Annotated in this window: 17 protein-coding genes; 2 read left to right on the forward strand and 15 right to left on the reverse strand. The window is 70.1% G+C overall.

The window, feature by feature from the left end:
• From ABZ826_RS32085 to ABZ826_RS32155, 15 genes are all read right to left on the reverse strand, one after another.
• Window positions 1-176 (reverse strand): flavodoxin-dependent (E)-4-hydroxy-3-methylbut-2-enyl-diphosphate synthase (locus ABZ826_RS32085; RefSeq protein ID WP_361456299.1); only part of this gene is annotated, 176 nt, incomplete at its 3' end.
• 4 nt (window positions 177-180) lie between these two features.
• Window positions 181-1,200, reverse strand: a complete 1,020-nt coding sequence (hpnH, locus tag ABZ826_RS32090; RefSeq protein ID WP_361456179.1) for an adenosyl-hopene transferase HpnH — start codon at window positions 1,198-1,200, stop codon at window positions 181-183.
• A 5-nt stretch (window positions 1,201-1,205) separates the two neighbouring features.
• Entirely contained in the window at window positions 1,206-1,865 is a 660-nt protein-coding gene (locus tag ABZ826_RS32095) for a 1-hydroxy-2-methyl-2-butenyl 4-diphosphate reductase (RefSeq protein ID WP_361456182.1), read from the reverse strand.
• Window positions 1,865-3,865, reverse strand: coding sequence for a squalene--hopene cyclase (gene shc / locus ABZ826_RS32100; protein ID WP_361456185.1), 2,001 nt, complete (start codon window positions 3,863-3,865; stop codon window positions 1,865-1,867). Before shc ends, ABZ826_RS32095 begins: the two co-directional genes overlap by 1 nt.
• A 108-nt stretch (window positions 3,866-3,973) precedes the next feature.
• Window positions 3,974-5,077, reverse strand: coding sequence for a polyprenyl synthetase family protein (locus tag ABZ826_RS32105; RefSeq protein ID WP_361456188.1), 1,104 nt, complete (start codon window positions 5,075-5,077; stop codon window positions 3,974-3,976).
• Window positions 5,074-6,462 carry a hydroxysqualene dehydroxylase HpnE gene (hpnE, locus tag ABZ826_RS32110; RefSeq protein ID WP_361456191.1) on the reverse strand — a complete coding sequence of 463 codons (1,389 nt, stop codon included), beginning with the start codon at window positions 6,460-6,462 and terminating at the stop codon, window positions 5,074-5,076. Before hpnE ends, ABZ826_RS32105 begins: the two co-directional genes overlap by 4 nt.
• Window positions 6,463-6,580: 118 nt before the next feature.
• Window positions 6,581-7,534 carry a presqualene diphosphate synthase HpnD gene (gene hpnD, locus ABZ826_RS32115; protein ID WP_361456194.1) on the reverse strand — a complete coding sequence of 318 codons (954 nt, stop codon included), beginning with the start codon at window positions 7,532-7,534 and terminating at the stop codon, window positions 6,581-6,583.
• Window positions 7,531-8,451, reverse strand: coding sequence for a squalene synthase HpnC (gene hpnC / locus ABZ826_RS32120; protein WP_361456197.1), 921 nt, complete (start codon window positions 8,449-8,451; stop codon window positions 7,531-7,533). The genes hpnD and hpnC overlap by 4 nt, the downstream gene beginning before the upstream one ends.
• 446 nt (window positions 8,452-8,897) lie before the next feature.
• On the reverse strand, window positions 8,898-9,683 hold the full coding sequence (locus tag ABZ826_RS32125; RefSeq protein WP_361456200.1) for an ABC transporter ATP-binding protein: 786 nt from the start codon (window positions 9,681-9,683) through the stop codon (window positions 8,898-8,900).
• Window positions 9,676-10,605, reverse strand: a complete 930-nt coding sequence (locus tag ABZ826_RS32130) for an ABC transporter permease (RefSeq protein WP_361456203.1) — start codon at window positions 10,603-10,605, stop codon at window positions 9,676-9,678. The genes ABZ826_RS32125 and ABZ826_RS32130 overlap by 8 nt, the downstream gene beginning before the upstream one ends.
• A 108-nt stretch (window positions 10,606-10,713) precedes the next feature.
• On the reverse strand, window positions 10,714-11,586 hold the full coding sequence (locus ABZ826_RS32135) for a glycosyltransferase (protein WP_361456302.1): 873 nt from the start codon (window positions 11,584-11,586) through the stop codon (window positions 10,714-10,716).
• Between the two features lie 8 nt (window positions 11,587-11,594).
• Window positions 11,595-12,374, reverse strand: a complete 780-nt coding sequence (locus ABZ826_RS32140; protein ID WP_361456206.1) for a CDP-alcohol phosphatidyltransferase family protein — start codon at window positions 12,372-12,374, stop codon at window positions 11,595-11,597.
• On the reverse strand, window positions 12,352-13,413 hold the full coding sequence (locus ABZ826_RS32145; protein ID WP_361456209.1) for an iron-containing alcohol dehydrogenase family protein: 1,062 nt from the start codon (window positions 13,411-13,413) through the stop codon (window positions 12,352-12,354). Before ABZ826_RS32145 ends, ABZ826_RS32140 begins: the two co-directional genes overlap by 23 nt.
• Entirely contained in the window at window positions 13,401-14,153 is a 753-nt protein-coding gene (locus ABZ826_RS32150; protein ID WP_361456212.1) for a phosphocholine cytidylyltransferase family protein, read from the reverse strand. Before ABZ826_RS32150 ends, ABZ826_RS32145 begins: the two co-directional genes overlap by 13 nt.
• The gene (locus tag ABZ826_RS32155) at window positions 14,150-15,982 is read right to left on the reverse strand and encodes a DUF5941 domain-containing protein (protein ID WP_361456305.1); all 1,833 of its coding nucleotides are present in this window, start codon (window positions 15,980-15,982) and stop codon (window positions 14,150-14,152) included. Before ABZ826_RS32155 ends, ABZ826_RS32150 begins: the two co-directional genes overlap by 4 nt.
• A 271-nt stretch (window positions 15,983-16,253) precedes the next feature.
• Between ABZ826_RS32155 and galE the strand changes: the two genes are divergently transcribed.
• Both galE and ABZ826_RS32165 read left to right on the forward strand, forming a co-directional pair.
• Complete coding sequence (galE, locus tag ABZ826_RS32160) at window positions 16,254-17,234, forward strand: UDP-glucose 4-epimerase GalE (protein WP_361456215.1); 981 nt, start codon at window positions 16,254-16,256, stop codon at window positions 17,232-17,234.
• 165 nt (window positions 17,235-17,399) lie between these two features.
• Window positions 17,400-18,341 carry a cation diffusion facilitator family transporter gene (locus ABZ826_RS32165; RefSeq protein ID WP_361456218.1) on the forward strand — a complete coding sequence of 314 codons (942 nt, stop codon included), beginning with the start codon at window positions 17,400-17,402 and terminating at the stop codon, window positions 18,339-18,341.
• The last annotated feature ends 112 nt before the right edge of the window (window positions 18,342-18,453 follow it).

Genomic DNA, 18,453 nt, shown 5'->3' on the forward strand with positions numbered 1-18,453 from the left:
TGCAACGTCGCACCCACATCCGACGTACGCGTCGTGGTCATCGACTGCACCGACACCGGCGCATCCCCGCCCACGGCAACCGACCCGACCTGGATGCGCCGCGAGTGGCGGCGCATCGCGATCGGCCGGGCCGGCAGCTCGGGGAGACCCAGAGCGACCGGCTCTCCAGCGGTCATGACGTCACCCGTTCCCGGAGACGGTCTCGCGCGCGGCGCGCAGGGATTCCTTCAGCGACCCCATGGTGGCGAGGACGGCGGTGGGCTCGTAGCCGCAGTGCGCCATGCAGTTGGCACAGCGCGGGTCCTTGCCGCGGCCGTACTTGTCCCAGTCGGTCTTCTCGATGAGTTCGCGATACGTGGGGACGTACCCGTCGGCCATCAGATAGCAGGGCCGCTGCCAGCCGAAGAGCGAGTAGTTCGGGATCGCCCACGCGGTGCACGGGAAGTCCGCCTTGCCCTCCAGGAAGTCCAGGAAGAGCGGCGAGTGGTTCAGCCGCCAGCGGCCCCGGTTGCCGCCCGCGAACGACTTCTTGAACAGTTCGCGGGTCTGTTCGACGCCCAGGAAGTGCTCCTGGTCGGGCGCCTTCTCGTACGCGTAGGCGGGCGAGATCATCATCTCGTCGACCTTCAGATCGTCATTGAGATAGTTGAGGACCTCGATGACGGTCTGCGGGGTGTCGGTGTTGAAGAAGGTGGAGTTCGTGGTGACCCGGAAGCCGCGCCGCTTGGCCTCCTTGATCGCCGCCACCGCCTCGTCGAACACTCCCTCCTTGGCGACCGATTCATCGTGCCGCTCCCGCAGCCCGTCGATGTGCACGGCGAACGCGAAGTACGGCGAGGGCTTGAATTTCTCGATCTTCTTCCGCAGCAACATCGCGTTGGTGCAGAGGAAGACGTATTTCTTCCGCGCGACCAACTGCCGCACGATTTCATCGATCTGCGGATGCATCAGCGGCTCGCCACCCGCGATGGAGACCATCGGGGCACCCGATTCGAGCACGGCGCCCACAGCCTGGGCGACCGGCATGCGCTGCTTGAGCACTCCCGCCGGATGCTGGATCTTCCCACAGCCCTCGCACGCGAGATTGCAGGCGAACAACGGCTCCAGTTCCACGATGAGCGGGAACTTGTCCCGCTTGCGGAGCTTCTGTTCGACGAGATACGTCGCAACCTTGATGGACTGACGGAGCGGCATGGCCATCTGGCTCACCTCCTGGGGAGCAGCAAAGATCGGTGCCATTCATAGAAAGCCGGCAGGACGGCACGGAGAACACGGAAAGCCGATATTCCACCGCGTATCGTCCCGATGCGGACGAGCTCGTGCTCCGGAGCGTCCACGACCACCCGTACGGCCGCAACCGGGCGAGGCCCGGACCGCAGGGCTGCGCGCAGGGTGGCGGCGGACTCCATGTCCACCGCGATCGCTCCGGTGGCCCGCAGATCGGCCCGCTCATGTCCGCGTACGACGTGGGCGGAACCGGTCAGCGGACCGGTGTGAACGGTGCGGCCGGGCACCGTCCGGGCAAGGGCCTCGGCGAGCAGGCCCGTGCCGGTGCAGACCGTCGAGTCCCCGGCTCCCCGGGTCTCGTCGGCCACCACCAGGTCCCCGGGGTGCATTCCGGGTGACAGGCCGGCGCAGAATCCGGAGGCGAGGACGGCGGTGCCGGGCGCCCGGTCCGGATCGAGCGCGCGAGACACCGCGGCCTCGGCGGCCCTGGGCCCCATGCCGGTACGGAGCACGGTCACCGGACCCGGGGCGTCACCGGCCCTGCCCCTGCCGCTGCGCAGGGCGAATTGCTCGATGCCGAGCGCGCAGGCGATCAGCAGCGGCGCTGCGGGGCGGGCCGGCCCCGGACCATCGCCCATCAGGCCCCCTTGCGGGTGGCCGCGCGGTCGGCAAACGGTTCGCCGTGCACGTACCGCCCGAGTGCGGTGAGCGGGAAGACCTGCCGGTAGAGGTGGTAGTTGATGGAGAAATCCCAGGGAAAGCCGGTGCCGGTGAAGTACGGCTCGTCCCAGGAACCGTCGGCCTGCTGGGTCTCGGTGAGCCAGGACACTCCCCGCCGCACGGCCTCACTGTCCCGTCGGCCCGCGGCGAGCAGCGCGAGCAGGGCCCACGCGGTCTGGGAGGCGGTCGAGGCGCCGTGCCCGATCCACTTGTCCTCCTGGTACGAGCGGAGGTCCTCGCCCCAGCCGCCGTCGTCGTTCTGCACGGACTCCAGCCAGCCGACCGCCCGGCGGATCGCCGGATGGGTGACGGGCAGTCCGGCGGCCACCAGGGCGGGCACCACCGACCCCGTGCCGTATACGTAGTTGACGCCCCAGCGGCCGAACCAGCCGCCCTCCACGTCCTGTTCGGCGAGCAGCCACTCGACGCCGCGCCGGGTCGCCGGGTGTCCGGACCGGCCTTCGACGGCGAGCATCTCCACCACGTGCCCGGTGACATCGGCGGACGGCGGATCGATGACCTCACCGAAGTCGCAGAAGGGCAGCCGGTTGGGGAAGGCACTGGTGTTGTCCGCGTCGAACGCGCCCCAGGCCCCGTTGCGGGACTGCATGCCGAGGTTCCAGCGCACCCCGCGCCGGATGGCGGCCTCGACGCGGGCCTGGTCGGGGTGGCGGACCCGGCGCAGCGCGAGGACCACCTCCGCGGTGTCGTCGATGTCCGGGTAGTTGTCGTTGTGGAACTCGAACGCCCAGCCGCCGGGGTTGAGCCGGGGGCGGCGCACGGACCAGTCGCCGGGACGGACGACCTCTTCGCCGAGCATCCAGTCCGCGGCCCTCACGAGCGCCGGGTGGTCGGGGCGGACCCCGGCGTCGGCGAGGGCGATGGTCGCGAGGCAGGTGTCCCAGACCGGCGACTGGCATGCCTCGATCATCCGGGCGCCGTCCTCGCGCCAGACGGCGAACCGGTCGAGTGATTCGAGTCCGGCCCGCATCACCGGGTGGTCCAGGTCGTAGCCGAGCAGGTGCAGCGCGATGACGGAGTACACGGCGGGCGGCTGGATGCCGCCCCAGCAGCCGTCGTTCTCCTGGCGCTCGATGATCCAGCGGGCCGCGGCGTTCATGGCGGCCCGGCGCAGCTTGCGTGGTGCGACCTTGTGATACGCGTGCAGTGCCTTGTCGAGGCGCTGGAACACTCCGTCCCAACTCGCCGCCGGAGCAACACGCCTGGGCGGGTTCGGCAGGCGCGGATCGGCGTGGAGTTCGTCGAGCGCGAAGGGAGCTGGGCGGACCGGCCGCTTGGCCGAGACGATGGTGAGCGGCACGATGGTCTGGCGTGCCCAGCAGCCGAAGTCATAGATGTTGAGCGGGGCCCACTTGGGGAAGAACATCAGCTCGGGCGGGAGCTCCGGCAGGTCGTCCCACTTCCACCAGCCGAAGAGGGCGAGCCAGATCCGGGTGAAGACACGGCTCGCCGCGATCCCGCCCTGTTCCCTGATCCATTCCGAAGCGCGGGCCATGTGCGGTTCGTCCGGCCGGTCTCCGGCCAGCCGCAGTGCCACGTACGCTTCGATGGTGGTGGAGAGTTCGCCGGGGCCGCCGTGGAAGGTGGCCCAGGTGCCGTCACCGAGCTGTTCGCCGCGGATGAAGCGGCCGGTGGCCTGGACGACGGTCTGGTCCTGGATGCCGAGGAATTGACGGAGCAGCAGGTCTTCGGCGTCCATGGTGACGTTGGTGGCGAGGTCGCCCTTCCACCAGCCCTGCTCGTCCTGTCTGCCGAGGAGGTGCTCCACCGAGCGTTCCGCGGCCCGCCGCGCGGCGGCGAGTACGTCGTCCGCGACGATGGTTGTGTCGGTCGGACTACTGGCCGAGGCTGCGCGGGGTTTCACAGCCCCGGTGCTTCCGTCGGTCGTCGCTGTCATGGCTTCCCCTTCTTGCAGTTCGGTCCTCTGCTGTGCTGGGGTCTCCGTCGGCCGGTGCCCGGGAGGGGCACCGGCCGGCGACTGCGAGTCATATGGAGCAGATGGTGATCATCTCTTTCGTACGACGACGAAGTCCGCGAGCGCTGTGAGCTGCGCCCGCACGGTCTGCGGCATGTCGACCCGGTGCAGCGCCTCGATGGCGACGGCATGCTGTCGACGGGCCTCCTGGGCGGTCCATTCGCGGCCGCCCGCCTCCTCGATGAGCGCCGCACGGGCGGCGAACTCCTCTTCGGAGAAGCTGTCGAAATCAATGCTCTTCGCGTCGGCGGCGAGCAGTTCGCCGAGGCGCTCCGAGGCCGGGCCGCCTGCGGCGAGCGCGGCGACGACCGGCAGGGACTTCTTGCGCTGACGCAGATCGCTCCAGGTCTGCTTGCCGGTGGACTCGGGGTCGCCCCAGATGCCGAGCAGATCGTCGACGGCCTGGAAAGCGAGGCCGAGGTGGTAGCCGTACGCCTCCAGGGTGTCGGCGGTACGGTCGTCGGCGCCGCCGAGTACCGCACCGATGGAGCAGGCGCAGGCCAGCAGGGCGCCGGTCTTGTTGCCCTCCATCTCCAGGCACTCCTCGACGGTGACCCGCTCCCGGTGCTCGTAGGAGATGTCCTGGGCCTGCCCGTCGATGAGCTTGCGGGTGGCGACGGTCAGCCGACGCGCCGCCTGGCCCGCCTCGACGGTGCCGAGCTCCAGCAGGATCTCGTTGGCGAGCGCGAAGAGCGCGTCCCCGACCAGGATCGCCTGGGCGGGGCCGTGCACCTTCCAGACGGTGTCGCGGTGGCGGCGCTGTTCGTCGCCGTCCATCAGGTCGTCGTGCAGCAGCGAGAAGTTGTGCACGAGTTCGACGGCCACGGCGCCGGGGACGCCGGCCTCCGCCGCGGCCCCGGCCGCCTCCGCGGACAGCAGGGCGAGCGCCGGACGGACGGCCTTGCCGCCGTCGCCGTCGGAGGGCCGTCCCTGGGCGTCGATCCAGCCGAAGTGGTAGGCGGCGACGGTGTCCATGGGCGGTGCGAGCCGGTCAACGGCGGCCCGGAGCACCGGCGCGGAAAGGGCCCGTCCGCGCTCCAGAAGCGCGGTGACGTCCGTGGTGTCGGCCACGGGGTCGTAAGCCGGATTCGCCGGGGTCACTGACTCTCCTTTTGTTCCGGTGGTACTGCTCATGCCGCCTCCTGCAGCGGATGTTCATGGGAGCGGCCGAGTGTCCGGAGCGCGACGTCCGCCGCGCTGAACCCGCTGCGGACGGCACCCTCCATCGTCGCGGGCCAGCCCGTGGCCGTCCATGCTCCGGCCAGGCTGAGGCCGGGCACCCGGGTGCGGGCTCCGGGCCGCAGCCGGCCGACGCCGGGAGCGGGGGCGAAGGTCGCCGTGCGCTCCCGGGTGACGAAGAAATCCCTGATCCCCGCGGTGCGGGCGGCCGGAAGGAGCCGCTCCAGCTCCGGCAGGTAACGCTCCCTCAGCTCGGCGACGGGCAGGTCGATCTCCTCGTCGGCGGCGGACTGGGACACCGCGAGGTACTGCCCGGGTCCGGTGAGCCCCGAGGCATCCGTACGGTCGAAGACCCACTGGACCGGGGAGCCGAGCGCGGCGAAGAACGGGCGACGCAGCACCTTGCGGTCGTAGACGACGTGCACATTGAGGATCGGCGACGTGCCGATGTCGAGCAGCCGCTCCGGCTCGTCGAGCGCGCCCTCCGGCAGCAGCCCGTGGGTCTCGCGCTGGGGGACGGCGAGGACCACGGCGTCCGCTTCGATCCGTTCGCCGCCGGTGTCGACGATCCAGCAGCCATCCTCCGAACGGGTGAGGGAGGAGGCCTTCGTACGGAGTTCGGTGCGCACTCCGGCGGAGTCGAGGGCCTTGCGGGACAGCGTGTCGTGCACCTCACCGAGCGGAACGCTCGCCCAGCCGATGTCGGCGGCGCCGGGCTCGGAGAGGAGTCCGGTCTTGAAGACTTTCGCGGCGAGGGCCAGTGAGGAGTTCGGCGCGGTGGCGTTGAGCGTGGCAACGCCGACCAGGTCCCAGAGGGCCTCGATGGTGCGCGGCGACTGGCCGTGCCGGGCGAGCCAGCTGCCGAAGTCGACGGCGTCGAGCGCGGGGTCGTCCGGGTCCAGGCGGCCCAGCGCCAGTGCGGCGCGTCCGACGCCCGCCCGCTCGGCGAGCGAGAGGTGCGGATAGCCGGCGAGGCCCGCGGCGAGGTGGAACGGCACCGGCAGCGCGTTGCGGCGCAGCCGTCCCAGCCGGGGGCCCGAGGGGCGCCCGACATCGAGGACGGGCACGTCCAAACGGTTTTGCAGGGGCGCCAGGCGGGTCCCGTCGACGCGGTCGAGGAACCAGCGGTACGCGGTGCAGCAACGCAGGTAGACGTGCTGTCCGTTGTCGACCGTCAGTTCGCCGCGCCGGAAGGAGAAGGCGAGTCCGCCGAGCCTGGGCCGCCCTTCGAGCAGGGTCACGTCAAGCCCGGCGTCGGCGAGACGCAGGGCTGCGGTGATGCCGGCGAGCCCGCCGCCGATCACCACCGCCCGGGAGGAACGCGGGCCGTCGTCCGTCATGCGTCCTCCTTTCGCCGGGTCACTTCAGTCAGGGACGCGTCAGTACACCAGAAGGTTGACCACTGATCGCAACGTGTTTCTGTGATGCACATGGTGCGCGAGATGTCCGTGCGGCGCATCAGACACGCCTCCCGGCCGTCCGGCGCGAGATGTACCGGGCGTCCAGACCCGAGAGTCCACGCACTGCGACATACGCCTTCTCGTGGCCCGGCAGCGAGACCCGGCCGCGCAGCACCGCCTCGGGATCGCGCTCGATCCGGTCGAGCAGCCGCCGGTAGATGCCCGCCATGGCCGCGACACAGGCGCCACTGCGCCGGTCCAGCATCGGCAGCAGCCGGTACCCCTCGGCGAACAGCGCGCGGGCACGCCGGACCTCGAAGTGCACCAGGCCCGCGAAGTCCGCGCCGGACGGCGGGGTGGCCCGGTGGAAGCCGGCCGAGCAGCCGAACTTGGCCAGGTCGTCGGCGGGCAGGTACGTGCGTCCGTTGCCCGCGTCCTCGCGCACGTCACGCAGGATGTTGGTCAGCTGGAGCGCGAGGCCCAGCGTGTCGGCGTACTCCGCGGCCCGGTCGGCACCCGGAGCGCCTGGTTCCGTACCGAAGACTCCCAAGCTGAGGCGGCCGATCGCACCCGCGACGCAACGGCAGTAGACCTTGAGGTCGTCCCAGGTCTCGTACGTCGCACCGCGCACATCCATCAGCACGCCGTCGATGAGTTCGTCGAGCCCGCCGAGCGGGATCGCGAATCGGCGCGCGGCATCGGCGAGCGCGACGGCCACCGGATCGGTGTCGTCCTCGTCGATCGCGCCGCCGCGGATCCGGTCCAGGACCGCGCGGGTGCTCTCCAGGCGAATCCGCTTGGTCTCCGGCTCCAGCGCACCGTCACCGATGTCGTCGACGCGGCGGGAGAAGGCGTACAGCGCCGACATGGCCTGTCGCTTCTCGGCCGGCAACAGCCTGATGCCGTACGCGAAGTTACGCGCCTGCTGTCCGGTGACCGCCTCGCAGTACCTGTATGCGGCCTGTACCGGTGCCGACATGTAGGTCGTCTGTCCCTCCACGGTCCGGCTCACCCCTCTCTCCGCGCTCTTCGCAAGACAACTCCCGCCTCGCGCAGCAGGCTGGGCTTGGTGGGCTTGGGCGGTCCGGGCAGTACGTCGAACCCGGCGGCCGCGATCGCGGTGAGGGCGGCACGCCCCCCGCCCACGAATCCGGCGAGAAGCACCTTGAGCCTGCCGTGGACGCTACCCACCAGAGGGGTGCCTTCATTCAGCAGTTCCCGAGCGCGTTCCGCTTCGTACGCGACCAGTGAGCGCACCGACGCGCCCCCCGAAGGGGCGGCCAGGTCGGTTTCACGGACGTGGAATCGCGCCATGTCGTCCGCGGGAAGATAGATCCGGTCGCGGCCGAGGTCCTCGGTGACGTCCTGGAGGTGCTCGATGATCTGCAGGGCCGTGCAGACGGCATCGGAGCGGCGGACACGCTCGGGGCTGGCGGTTCCGGTGATCTGCAGGACCAGCCGGCCCACGGGATTGGCGGAGAGCTCGCAGTAGGCGGCGAGTTCGTCGTAGGTCCCGTAGCGGCGGACCTTCTGATCCTGGCGATTGGCCTCGATGAGGCCCAGGAAGGGCTCGGGGGTGAGCCCGCGGCACCGCACGGTGGGGCGCAACGCGCGCAGCAGGGGGTGGTGCGGGCCGTCGCCCGCGGTGCCGAAGACCCGGTGCAGATCGGCCTCGAAGGCGTCGAGCATGGCAAGCCGGTCGTCGGTCTGCGCGGGATCGAGGCCGAGGTGTCGGGCGTCCGCGCCGCCGGGGGCAAGATCACCGTCACCGATGTCATCGACGAGGCGGGCGTAGCCGTAGACGGCCATCAGGTCGTCGCGCCAGGCGCGCGGCAGGAAGAACGGCGCGACGGGGAAATTCTCGTCCGCGGCCTTGTCGAGGGTGCTGGGCACGGCAGCATCGGGGCGCGCCTGCCGGGTACGGGTCACCACCGGCCGCCCGGCGCTGGGACGGCGTGAGCACCTCGGAGCTGGAGATCTTCCGTCATTGCCGTCACATCTCCCGTTCTACACTGCTGACCCAAAACATCCCATTCCGGACACGCCGCCCGCTCTGCCGAGTGCGGAGCACGCCTGCAGGCCGTTTGGCCAGGCGGTATCGCCCCACTTGCCACGAATCAGCACCGGTACAGCTTACGTTGTACAACGCTCATCGATACGTCGGGGTGTTACGCGCACAGGAACAACGCGTCCTGCCTCGCCAACCTTCCCCGTGCGCAAGGAAATTGACGTCATCCGACGGGAGGAGATCTTGTGCGGGGCGTACCGCCGGGGGTGGTGGACGCCACGGGGCGTCCGCGATCCGGACACCGGCGCGGCCTCCGCCGAAGAGCCCCGGCGGAGGCCGCGTAGGTGCCGGGGAACCGGCGGAGAGTCTATTTGCCGGTCTCGCGCTCATACGCCTTGAGGACCTCGTCCGTCGGACCGTCCATCAGCAGCTCGCCCTTTTCCAGCCACAGCACCCGGTCACAGGTGTCCCTGATGGACTTGTTGCTGTGGCTGACCAGGAAGACGGTGCCCGCTTCCTTCCGGAGCTCCCTGATGCGCTTCTCGGAGCGGATCTGGAACTTGCGGTCACCGGTCGCCAGCGCCTCGTCGATCATGAGGACGTCGTGGTTCTTCGCGGCGGCGATGGAGAACCGCAGCCGGGCGGCCATGCCGGAGGAGTACGTCCGCATCGGCAGGGTGATGAAGTCGCCCTTCTCGTTGATGCCGGAGAAGTCCACGATGCCCTGGTAACGCTCCCGGATCTCCTCGCGCGACATGCCCATCGCGAGGCCGCCGAGCACGACGTTGCGCTCGCCGGTCAGATCGCTCATCAGCGCGGCGTTCACACCGAGCAGCGACGGCTGGCCGTCGGTGTACACCTTGCCGTGCTCGGTGGGCAGCAGACCGGCGATGGCCCGCAGCAGGGTCGACTTGCCGGAGCCATTGGTCCCGATGAGACCGATGGCCTCGCCGCGGTAGGCGGTGAAGGAGACGCCGCGTACGGCGTGCACCTTCCGCACTCCGCGTGACTCGCCCTTGCCGCGGCGCAGTATCCGGCTCAGCGCCGCGGTGGCGCTGCCCCTTCCTCCGCCGCCGCCGTTGACCCGGTACACGATGTGCACATCGTCGGCGATGACGGTGGGGACACGCCCCGAAGTGTTGTCGTCAGCCACGGCCGTACCGTTCCTCTGCCTTCCAGAAGTACACAAAGCCCACGACGCCGACGAGGACCGCCCAGGCGAGCGCCACGATCCAGACGTGCGCCGGCAGGTTCCCCGCGCCGTAGCCGTCGATCAGCGCAAAGCGGATCAGGTCCATGTAGATGGCTGCCGGGTTGTACTGCAGCACATCGGCGATCCAGTCCGGCTTGTCCTTGAGCATCACCGGGATGGAGAACATGACGCCCGACGCGTACATCCAGGTCCGCATCACGAACGGCATCAGCTGGGCGAGGTCGGGAGTCCTGCTGCCGAGCCTGGCCATGATCAGCGCCAGTCCGGTGTTGAAGAGGAACTGCATGGCCAGCGCCGGGACGATCAGCAGCCAGGAGGGACCGGGATAGCTGCCGAAGGCGACGGCCACGATCCCGAGCACGATCATCGAAAACAGCAGTTGCTGGAGCTGCTGCAGCGAGAACGAGACGGGCAGCGAGGCCCGCGGGAAGTGCAGGGCCCGGACCAGTCCCAGGTTGCCGGAGATGGCCCGCACGCCCGCCATCACCGAACTCTGGGTGAAGGTGAAGACGAAGACACCCGTCACCAGGAACGGAATGAAGACGTCCTGGGTCATCCCCTTCCTGGTGCCGAGGATCAGCCCGAAGATCAGGTAGTAGACCAGGGCGTTGAGCAGGGGCGTGGCCACCTGCCACAGCTGGCCCAGCTTGGCCTGGCTGTACTGAGCAGTCAGCTTGGCCCTGGAGAACGCCATGATGAAGTGGCGGCGGCCCCAGAGCTGCCGGATGTACTCGAAGAGCCCTGGCCGGGCGCCGCTCACCGTCAGGCCGTACTTGGCGGCCATCTCGGCCGAGCTCAGGCCGTCGTCGGCGGATGGTGGGGTGCTCAGGGCGACCGCACCATCATGGGTTGTGTCACTCACCAGATGAAACTCTCGTATTCAAGATGCGCGGCCAGTCGCGGGCGCGGCTCGGAGCGGACAGGTCCCGTGGAGAAGAAGCACGTCTTCATGCTCTCAGAGGAGAGCCTCTCAGATCACGGGAGGTCGGCCGAGTCTGGTCAGCCGCCATACCGTGCGCCACCTCATCGGACGGCGGGTTCCGCACGGCGTGGACCAGCCTTCGCGGAAGCCGCCGAACCAGGCCTTCAGGGCCGGGCCCGAAGGCTTGCGCAACAGCGTCAGCAGCAGCCACACGCCGAGGTACACGGGGACCAGCGGCGCGGGCAGATTGCGCCGCGCCAGCCAGACCCGGTTGCGGGCCACCATGCGGTGGTACACCGCGTGCCGGGACGGGGCGGTCGTCGGGTGGTTGAGGACCATGTCCGCGCGGTAGTCGATCATCCAGCCGGCGTCCAGCGCCCGCCAGGCCAGATCGGTCTCCTCGTGCGCGTAGAAGAACTGGCCGGGCAGCGGGCCGACCTCGGCGATGACCTTGGTGCGCACGGCGTTGGCGCCGCCGAGGAAGGTCGTCACCCGCGAGGAACGCATCGGGTCGACGGCGCGCAGCCGCGGCACGTGCCGGCGCTGGGTGACACCGGTGTCGGGGTCGGCGATCCGGAAGCTGATGATGCCCAGCTCCGGGTCGGCGTCGAACGCCTGCCGGCACAGCTCGGCGGTGTCGCTGAGCGGAAGCAGTCCGTCGTCGTCGAGGAAGAGCAGGGCGTCCACATCGGCCCCGGACGGGCCGAATGCCTCGATCCCGACGTTGCGGCCGCCGGGGATGCCCAGGTTCTCGGGGAGCTCGACGGTGCGCACCCCCGCCGGGACGTCCGGCACGGGGGCGCCGTTTCCGACGACGACCACCTCGATCCGGTCGCCGTCCTGCCTGGCGACCGAATCGAGGAGGGCGCGCAGCTCTGCGGGGCGGTTGCCCATCGTGATGATGACCGCGCCGAGCTTCATGGGTGTGCTCACTTCAGCCTGCTCGACGCCAGGATCGACACCAGGTGCAGGAGCGTCTGCAGCAACGCGATGCCGGCCAGGACCGCGACCATGAGACGGCTGAAGAACAGGTCGTCCCTGACCGTGTCGAGGACGGCCGTCACGAGGATCACCAGTGACGCCTCGATGCCGAGGATCAGCCGGTGGAACTTGAGCGCACCGGCGGCCCGGCGGGCGAGCGCCATGCCGGACGAGCGCGGCTCGGAGGCTGCCTCCTTGACCGGCGGCAGCCCGCCCTGGTGGCGTGCGACGCCGACGAGGTCGGTCTCGGCCTTGATCAGGATGGCGCCGAGGGCCGCGAGGGTGCCCAGGAAGGCCCACAGCCAGTCGATCCGTCCGGAGCCCCACGGATCGGCGGCGCGCAGGCCGAAGCCGACCAGCACGGCGGCGTCGCAGAGATACGCGGCGACGCGGTCCATGTAGACCCCGCCCAGTGAGAACTGCTTCTTCCAGCGGGCCACCTCGCCGTCGACACAGTCGAGCAGCAGGTAGAGCTGGACCATGAGGACGCCGAGCAGCGCTCCGGGAATGCCGGGAACGAGCAGGGCCGGTGCGGCGAGCACGCCCGCGACGGTCATCACATAGGTCAGCTGGTTCGGCGTGACCCTGGTGTTCACCAGGTGCCGGTCCACGCGCAGGGAGATCTCGCGCATGTAGAGCCGACCCGCCCAGTGTTCGCCGCTGCGCCGGTCCTTCACGCCCGGAGCGTGCACGACCGGACGGAGTTCAGCTATGGATGGCTTTTGCATAGTCGGCGTACGCGTCCCTGATCTGGTCGGTGGACAGGTTGAGGTGTTCCAGGATCGTGAAGCGTCCCGGGCGGGTCTGCGGGGCGTAGTCGACGGCCTGGACGAACTCGTCGGCGGTGAAGCCGATCTCTTCGGGCAGGACGGGCAGACCGTGGCGGCGCAGGGTGACCGCCATGAGCAGCGAATCCTCGTGCGCGCCGCGCAGGTGCATGGCGAAGCAGGCGCCGAGGCCGACCTGTTCGCCGTGGCTCGCCGCCCGCTTGGGGTACAGCAGGTCGAAGGCGTGGTTGATCTCGTGGCAGGCGCCCGAGGCCGGCCGGGAGTCACCGGCGACCGACATGGAGATGCCGGTCAGCACGAGGCCCTCGGCCAGCACCTTGAGGAAGGCGTCGTCGCCGATCCCGCCGGGGTGGCGCAGCACGGCCTCACCGGCCTGCCTGGCCATGGCCGCGGCCAGTCCGTCGATCTCCTCCCCCCTGACCTCGTGGGCGAGCTCCCAGTCGGCCACGCAGGAGATGTTGGAGACCGCGTCGCCGATGCCGGACCGCACGAAGCGGGCCGGTGCCTCGCGCACGATGTCGAGGTCGATGACGACGGCGATGGGGGTGGGGACCCCGTAGGAGCCCCGGCCGTTGTCGTTGTCCAAAGTGGCGACCGGCGAGCAGAGGCCGTCGTGGGCGAGGTTCGTCGCCACCGCGACCATGGGCAGGCCGACGCGCGCCGCGGCGTACTTCGCCACGTCGACGATCTTGCCGCCGCCCAGGCCGACCACGGCGTCGTAGCGGTTGCCCTTGATGTCGTCGGCGAGCTTGACGGCAGAGTCGAGGGTGCCGTCGGTGACCGGGTACCAGTGGGCGCCCGGCAGCGCGGGCGCCAGCCGCTCGCGCAGGGCACGTCCCGAACCGTCGCTGATCGCGACCGCGAGCTTGCCGGAGGAGGAGATCCGCTGGTCGGCGAGGAGACCGGCCAGATCGTCCAGGGCGCCGCGACGGATGTCGACGACGACCGGGGACGGGATGAGCCGGGTCAGTACTGGCACGCGATCTCACGGCCCTTCGCGAGGTCGTCGTGGTTGTCGATCTCGACCCACGTCACTTCGCCGATGGGGGCCACGTCGACGGTGAAGCCTCGGTTCACCAGCTCCTGGTAGCCGTCCTCGTAGTAGAGGTCGGGGTCGCGCTCGAACGTGGCCTTGAGGGCGTCGGCGAGCTCCGCGGCGGCCTCCGGCTCGATGAGGGTGACGCCGATGTACTCACCGGTCGCGGCGGCCGGGTCCATCAGCTTGGTGATGCGCCGCACACCCTTGTCGCCCTCCGTGACGACCTTCATCTCCTCGTCGGCGAGGTCCTTCACCGTGTCGAGGGCGAGAATGATCCTCCGGCCCTCGCCGCGGGCGGCGAGCAGGGTCTTCTCGACGGAGACCGGGTGCACGGTGTCGCCGTTGGCCAGGATGACGCCGCGCGTCAGGACGTCACGAGCGCACCACAGGGAGTAGGCGTTGTTCCACTCCTCGGCCTTGTCGTTGTCGATCAGGGTGAGGGTGAGGCCGTACTTCGCCTCCAGATCGGCCTTGCGGTCGTACACGGCTTCCTTGCGGTAGCCGACGACGACGGCGACCTCGGTGAGGCCGATCTCCGCGAAGTTGGCCAGCGTCAGGTCCAGGACCGTCTTCGCAGCGCCGTCCTGTTCAGGGCCCACAGGCACGAGCGCCTTCGGAAGCGTGTCGGTGTAGGGGCGCAGACGCCGTCCTGCACCGGCTGCCAGTACGAGGCCGATCATGCGGGTTCTCCTTCGTCGTGAACGGCGGGTGCTCCGGACGACACCCAGAAGCGGATGGACTCCACGAGCACCACCAGTGCCACGGCCGCTGCCAGAGCGGTGAGTGCCACGGTGAAAGCTGAATGCCGGGTGAGTACGGCGGCGAGTACGGCCACCACCAGGGTGCGGCCCTCGTGCCCACCGATCGCGCGGACCAGCCACTGGGGCGGCGCGCCGGTGCCGCCACGAATGCGGTACACGGTGTCGTAGTGATGGTAGGCGACGGCCGATACCAGCCCGAAGGCCGCGGGAAGGGCTCCCGCGACATCGCTGCGGGCGGCGAGAACGAGGACGGTGCAGTACTCCGCCGCCCTGAATATGGGCGGTACGAGCCAGTCGAGGGCGCCCTTGAGGGGGCGGGAGACGGCCAGGCCGGAGAAGATCGCGCAGACGACCGCCGCGAGGATGGTGTGCCAGCTGCCGAAGGGCTGCGAGAGGGCCGAAGCGACCATGAGCAGTCCGCCGAGCAGGGCCATGACGGGAGCGGTCCAGGGCCCCTTCGTGCGGGATCCGATCGCCGCGGCGAGCTGTGCGAGGGGCCCGGAGTCGGCGAGGTCCGCCAGTGCGCGGGCGGCGCGGTCGGTGCGCCGGGCCTTGCGGGTCAGCGAGCGCAGCAGCCGGCCGGCCGTGGTGTAGCAGGCCGCGAAGGCGCAGCCGATGAGCAGGGCGTAGAAGACGATCCGGGGGGTGGTCACCGCGGTGAGCACCGCGATCATCGCCCAGCGCTCGCCGATCGGCAGCACTATCATCCGGCGCGCCCAGACCGTCCAGCCGACGCTGTCGAGCCGGTCGGAGAGGGCCGCCGTGGGGCTCGAATTGGCCACCGCGTCGTGGTTGGCCTCGTTGAACGAGAAGTCGATGACGTGGCGGCATGCCTGGAGCACCATCGCGCCGAGGGCCAGCGCCCATACGTCGTCCCCGCCACGGGCGGCGCCGAGCGCGAGGCCGGCGTAGTACGCGTACTCCTTGGCCCGGTCGAAGGTGGCGTCCAGCCAGGCGCCCATCGTCGAGTACTGCAGCGAGTAGCGGGCGAGCTGCCCGTCGGTGCAGTCCAGGACGAAGGAGAGGAGCAGCAGCACTCCGGCGCCGATGTAGCCGCCGCGCGTGCCGGTCGCCGCGCTGCCCGCCGCGATCAGCGCGGTGAGCAGGGACGCGGTGGTGACCTGGTTCGGCGTGAGGCCTCGGCGGGCGCACCAGCGGGCGATGTAGCGGGAGTACGGGCTGATGAAGAACGTGGTGAAGAAACCGTCGTGGGCCTTCACCGCGCTGCGCAGCCGTACCGCCTCGTCGTCGACGGCGGCGACGGCGTTCCGCGCGGTCGTGTGCGCGGACTCGTCGGCGGGCACGGCGGCGACCAGCGAGCCGAGCTCGGGGCGCTGCACGGCCGTGCCCTCGGCGTCCATGGTGACGGCGAGGCGGCCCGGCACGGTGCGGTCGGTGACCGTCGTCGCGGTCGCGCCCGAACCCGTGGGGACGCCCGCGCCGACGGCCGCGGCCGTGGTGCTCAGGGCCCGCACGAGCGCGGGGCGCGCCTCGGGCTGCGCGGTGAGCGCGCCGGGCACGGTGGCGGCGGGGAAGCGCGGGTCGGTGAGTCCGAGCCGGAGAGCATGGACATGGCCGACGAAGCGGGGGTCGACCAGTGCGACGCGGCGATCGGCGGGGACAGCCGAGAGCAGCCGTGCGGCCTCGGTCACATCGGCGGCGACCTGTACGTCGAAGCCCAGTGACCGCAGATCGTCCGCGAGCGACGACCCGGGTACCGGCGCACCGGTGAGGATGGCGGTCGACAGACGAACTCACTCCTTGGTGCTGACGGGGTCGGCGCGCGACAGTGCGGCCCGGAAGCGGGCCGGCGGCACGTCGGCAGAGGCTATCGGATGAACGGAAGCGGGAGTTCACTGCCCGTTTATGCTCCGTTCGGGGTGGACCGGCATCATGCGGCGCCGTCCGCGATCATCATCGTCGATCCCCGCCTCGCCTGACAAAACGCGGCCATGGCGGGCGGTCCCCTTCCCGGATCGGGCAGGCCCCCCTCCGGGGCGAGGCTCTAGGCTGACCCGCATGACATGGCTGATCACAGGCGGAGCTGGGTACATCGGGGCACACGTGGTGCGGTCCATGACGGGCTCCGGTGAGCGGGTGGTCGTCCTCGACGACCTTTCGACCGGTATCGCCGAGCGGCTCCCGGCCGATGTCCCGCTGATCCGGGGATCGATCTCCGACCGTGCGCTGCTCGACCGCGCAATGGCGCAGTACGGCGTGACAGGTGTGGTGCATCTCGCAGCGAAGAAGCAGGTCGGCGAGTCCGTCGAGAAGCCGCTGCTCTACTACCGGGAGAACGTCGCGGGGCTGACCGTCCTCCTGGAGGCCGTCGTCGCCGTCGGCGTGCGGCGCTTCCTGTTCTCGTCCTCGGCCGCGGTGTACGGCGTACCGGATGTGGAACTCATCACCGAGGACACCCCGTGCGTTCCGATCAATCCGTACGGTGAGACCAAGCTCGCCGGGGAGTGGCTGGTCCGGGCGACCGGGAAGGCACACGCCCTGTCCACCGGCTGCCTGCGCTACTTCAACGTGGCCGGGGCAGCGACGCCGGAACTGTCGGACACGGGTGTCTTCAATGTGATTCCGATGTTCTTCGACCGGCTGACCCGGGGCGAGGCCCCCCGGATCTTCGGCGACGACTACCCGACCCCCGACGGCACCTGCGTCCGCGACTACATCCACGTCGCGGATCTCGCCGACGCGCATCTCGCACTCGCCCGGCGGCTGGCCGGACCGCGCACCGGCGACCTGACCGTGAACATCGGCCGCGGCGAGGGCGTCTCGGTGCGCGAGCTGGCCGACGTGGTGGGCGAGGTCAGTGGCATGCACCAAAAGCCGGAGGTCCAGCCGCGCCGTCCCGGTGACGCGGCGAAGGCCGTCGCGTCCGCGGTCCGGGCGTCCGAGGAACTGGGCTGGGCGCCCCGGCAGGGGGTACGCGAAATGGTCGAGTCCGCCTGGGAGGGCTGGTGTCTGCGCCACCCCGAGGCGCGCGGCAACTGAGCCTCGGCGATCGCCCCACAGCCCTGACCTGCAGCCATTTCCGCAGGTCAGGGCATATGACAACGGTGTTCAGTACCGTGTTGCCCGATACCCCCCACCCGTAGTTCACTGGCAGTGCTCGGGCCGATCGGGTCCGAGTCCGCGAGACGACCGGGAGGCGTCCCCATGGGGGCAGGGCACGACCACGGCCACACACACGGCGGGCCACCGCCCACCGGCACGGCGGCCGCCGCGTACAAGGGCCGGCTGCGGATCGCGCTGACCATCACGCTCACCGTGATGGTCCTGGAGATCGTCGGCGGACTGCTCTCCGACTCCCTCGCACTGATCGCCGACGCAGCCCACATGGCGACCGACGCCCTGGGCTTGGGCATGGCGCTGCTGGCGATCCACTTCGCCAACCGGCCGGCCGGGCTCAACCGCACCTTCGGTTTCGCCCGCGCCGAGATCCTCGCCGCCCTGGCCAACTGCCTGCTGCTGCTCGGCGTGGGCGGGTTTCTGCTCTTCGAGGCGATCCAGCGCTTCATCACCCCGGCCGAGACCAGGGGCGGGCTGACGATCGTCTTCGCCCTGGTCGGCATGGTCGCCAACATGATCTCGCTGTCGCTGCTGGTCCGCGGGCAGAAGGACAGCCTCAATGTGCGCGGCGCCTATCTGGAGGTGCTCGCGGACACCCTCGGCTCGTTCGCCGTGCTGATCTCGGCAGGAGTCATCCTGGCCACCGGATGGCAGGCCGCCGACCCGATCGCCTCGCTGGTGATCGGCCTGATGATCGTCCCCCGTACGGTGAAGCTGCTCAAGGAGACCCTCAACGTGCTGCTGGAGGCGGCGCCCAAGGGCGTCGACATGGGGGAGGTACGGGCCCACATCACCGCCCTGCCCGGAGTGCTCGACGTCCACGACCTGCACGCCTGGACGATCACCTCGGGAATGCCGGTCCTGTCCGCCCATGTGGTGGTGCGCCAGGACATGCTCGACTCGATCGGTCACGAGAAGCTCCTCCACGAGCTGCAGGGCTGCCTCGGCGTCCACTTCGATGTGGAGCACTGCACATTCCAGCTGGAGCCGAGCGGCCATGCCGAGCACGAGGCCAAGCTCTGCCACTGAACCGCCGTTCGGTGGGCCGTGTAAGGTACCCGGCGAGGCATGTCGGCCTCCCCGTGCACGAGAGGAGCTGAGGTTGATGACCGTCGCGACGGCGCCCGCCCGGCGCAGCATC

The sequence above is a fragment of the Streptomyces sp. NPDC047515 genome, from assembly GCF_040643055.1.
GTDB lineage: Bacteria > Actinomycetota > Actinomycetes > Streptomycetales > Streptomycetaceae > Streptomyces.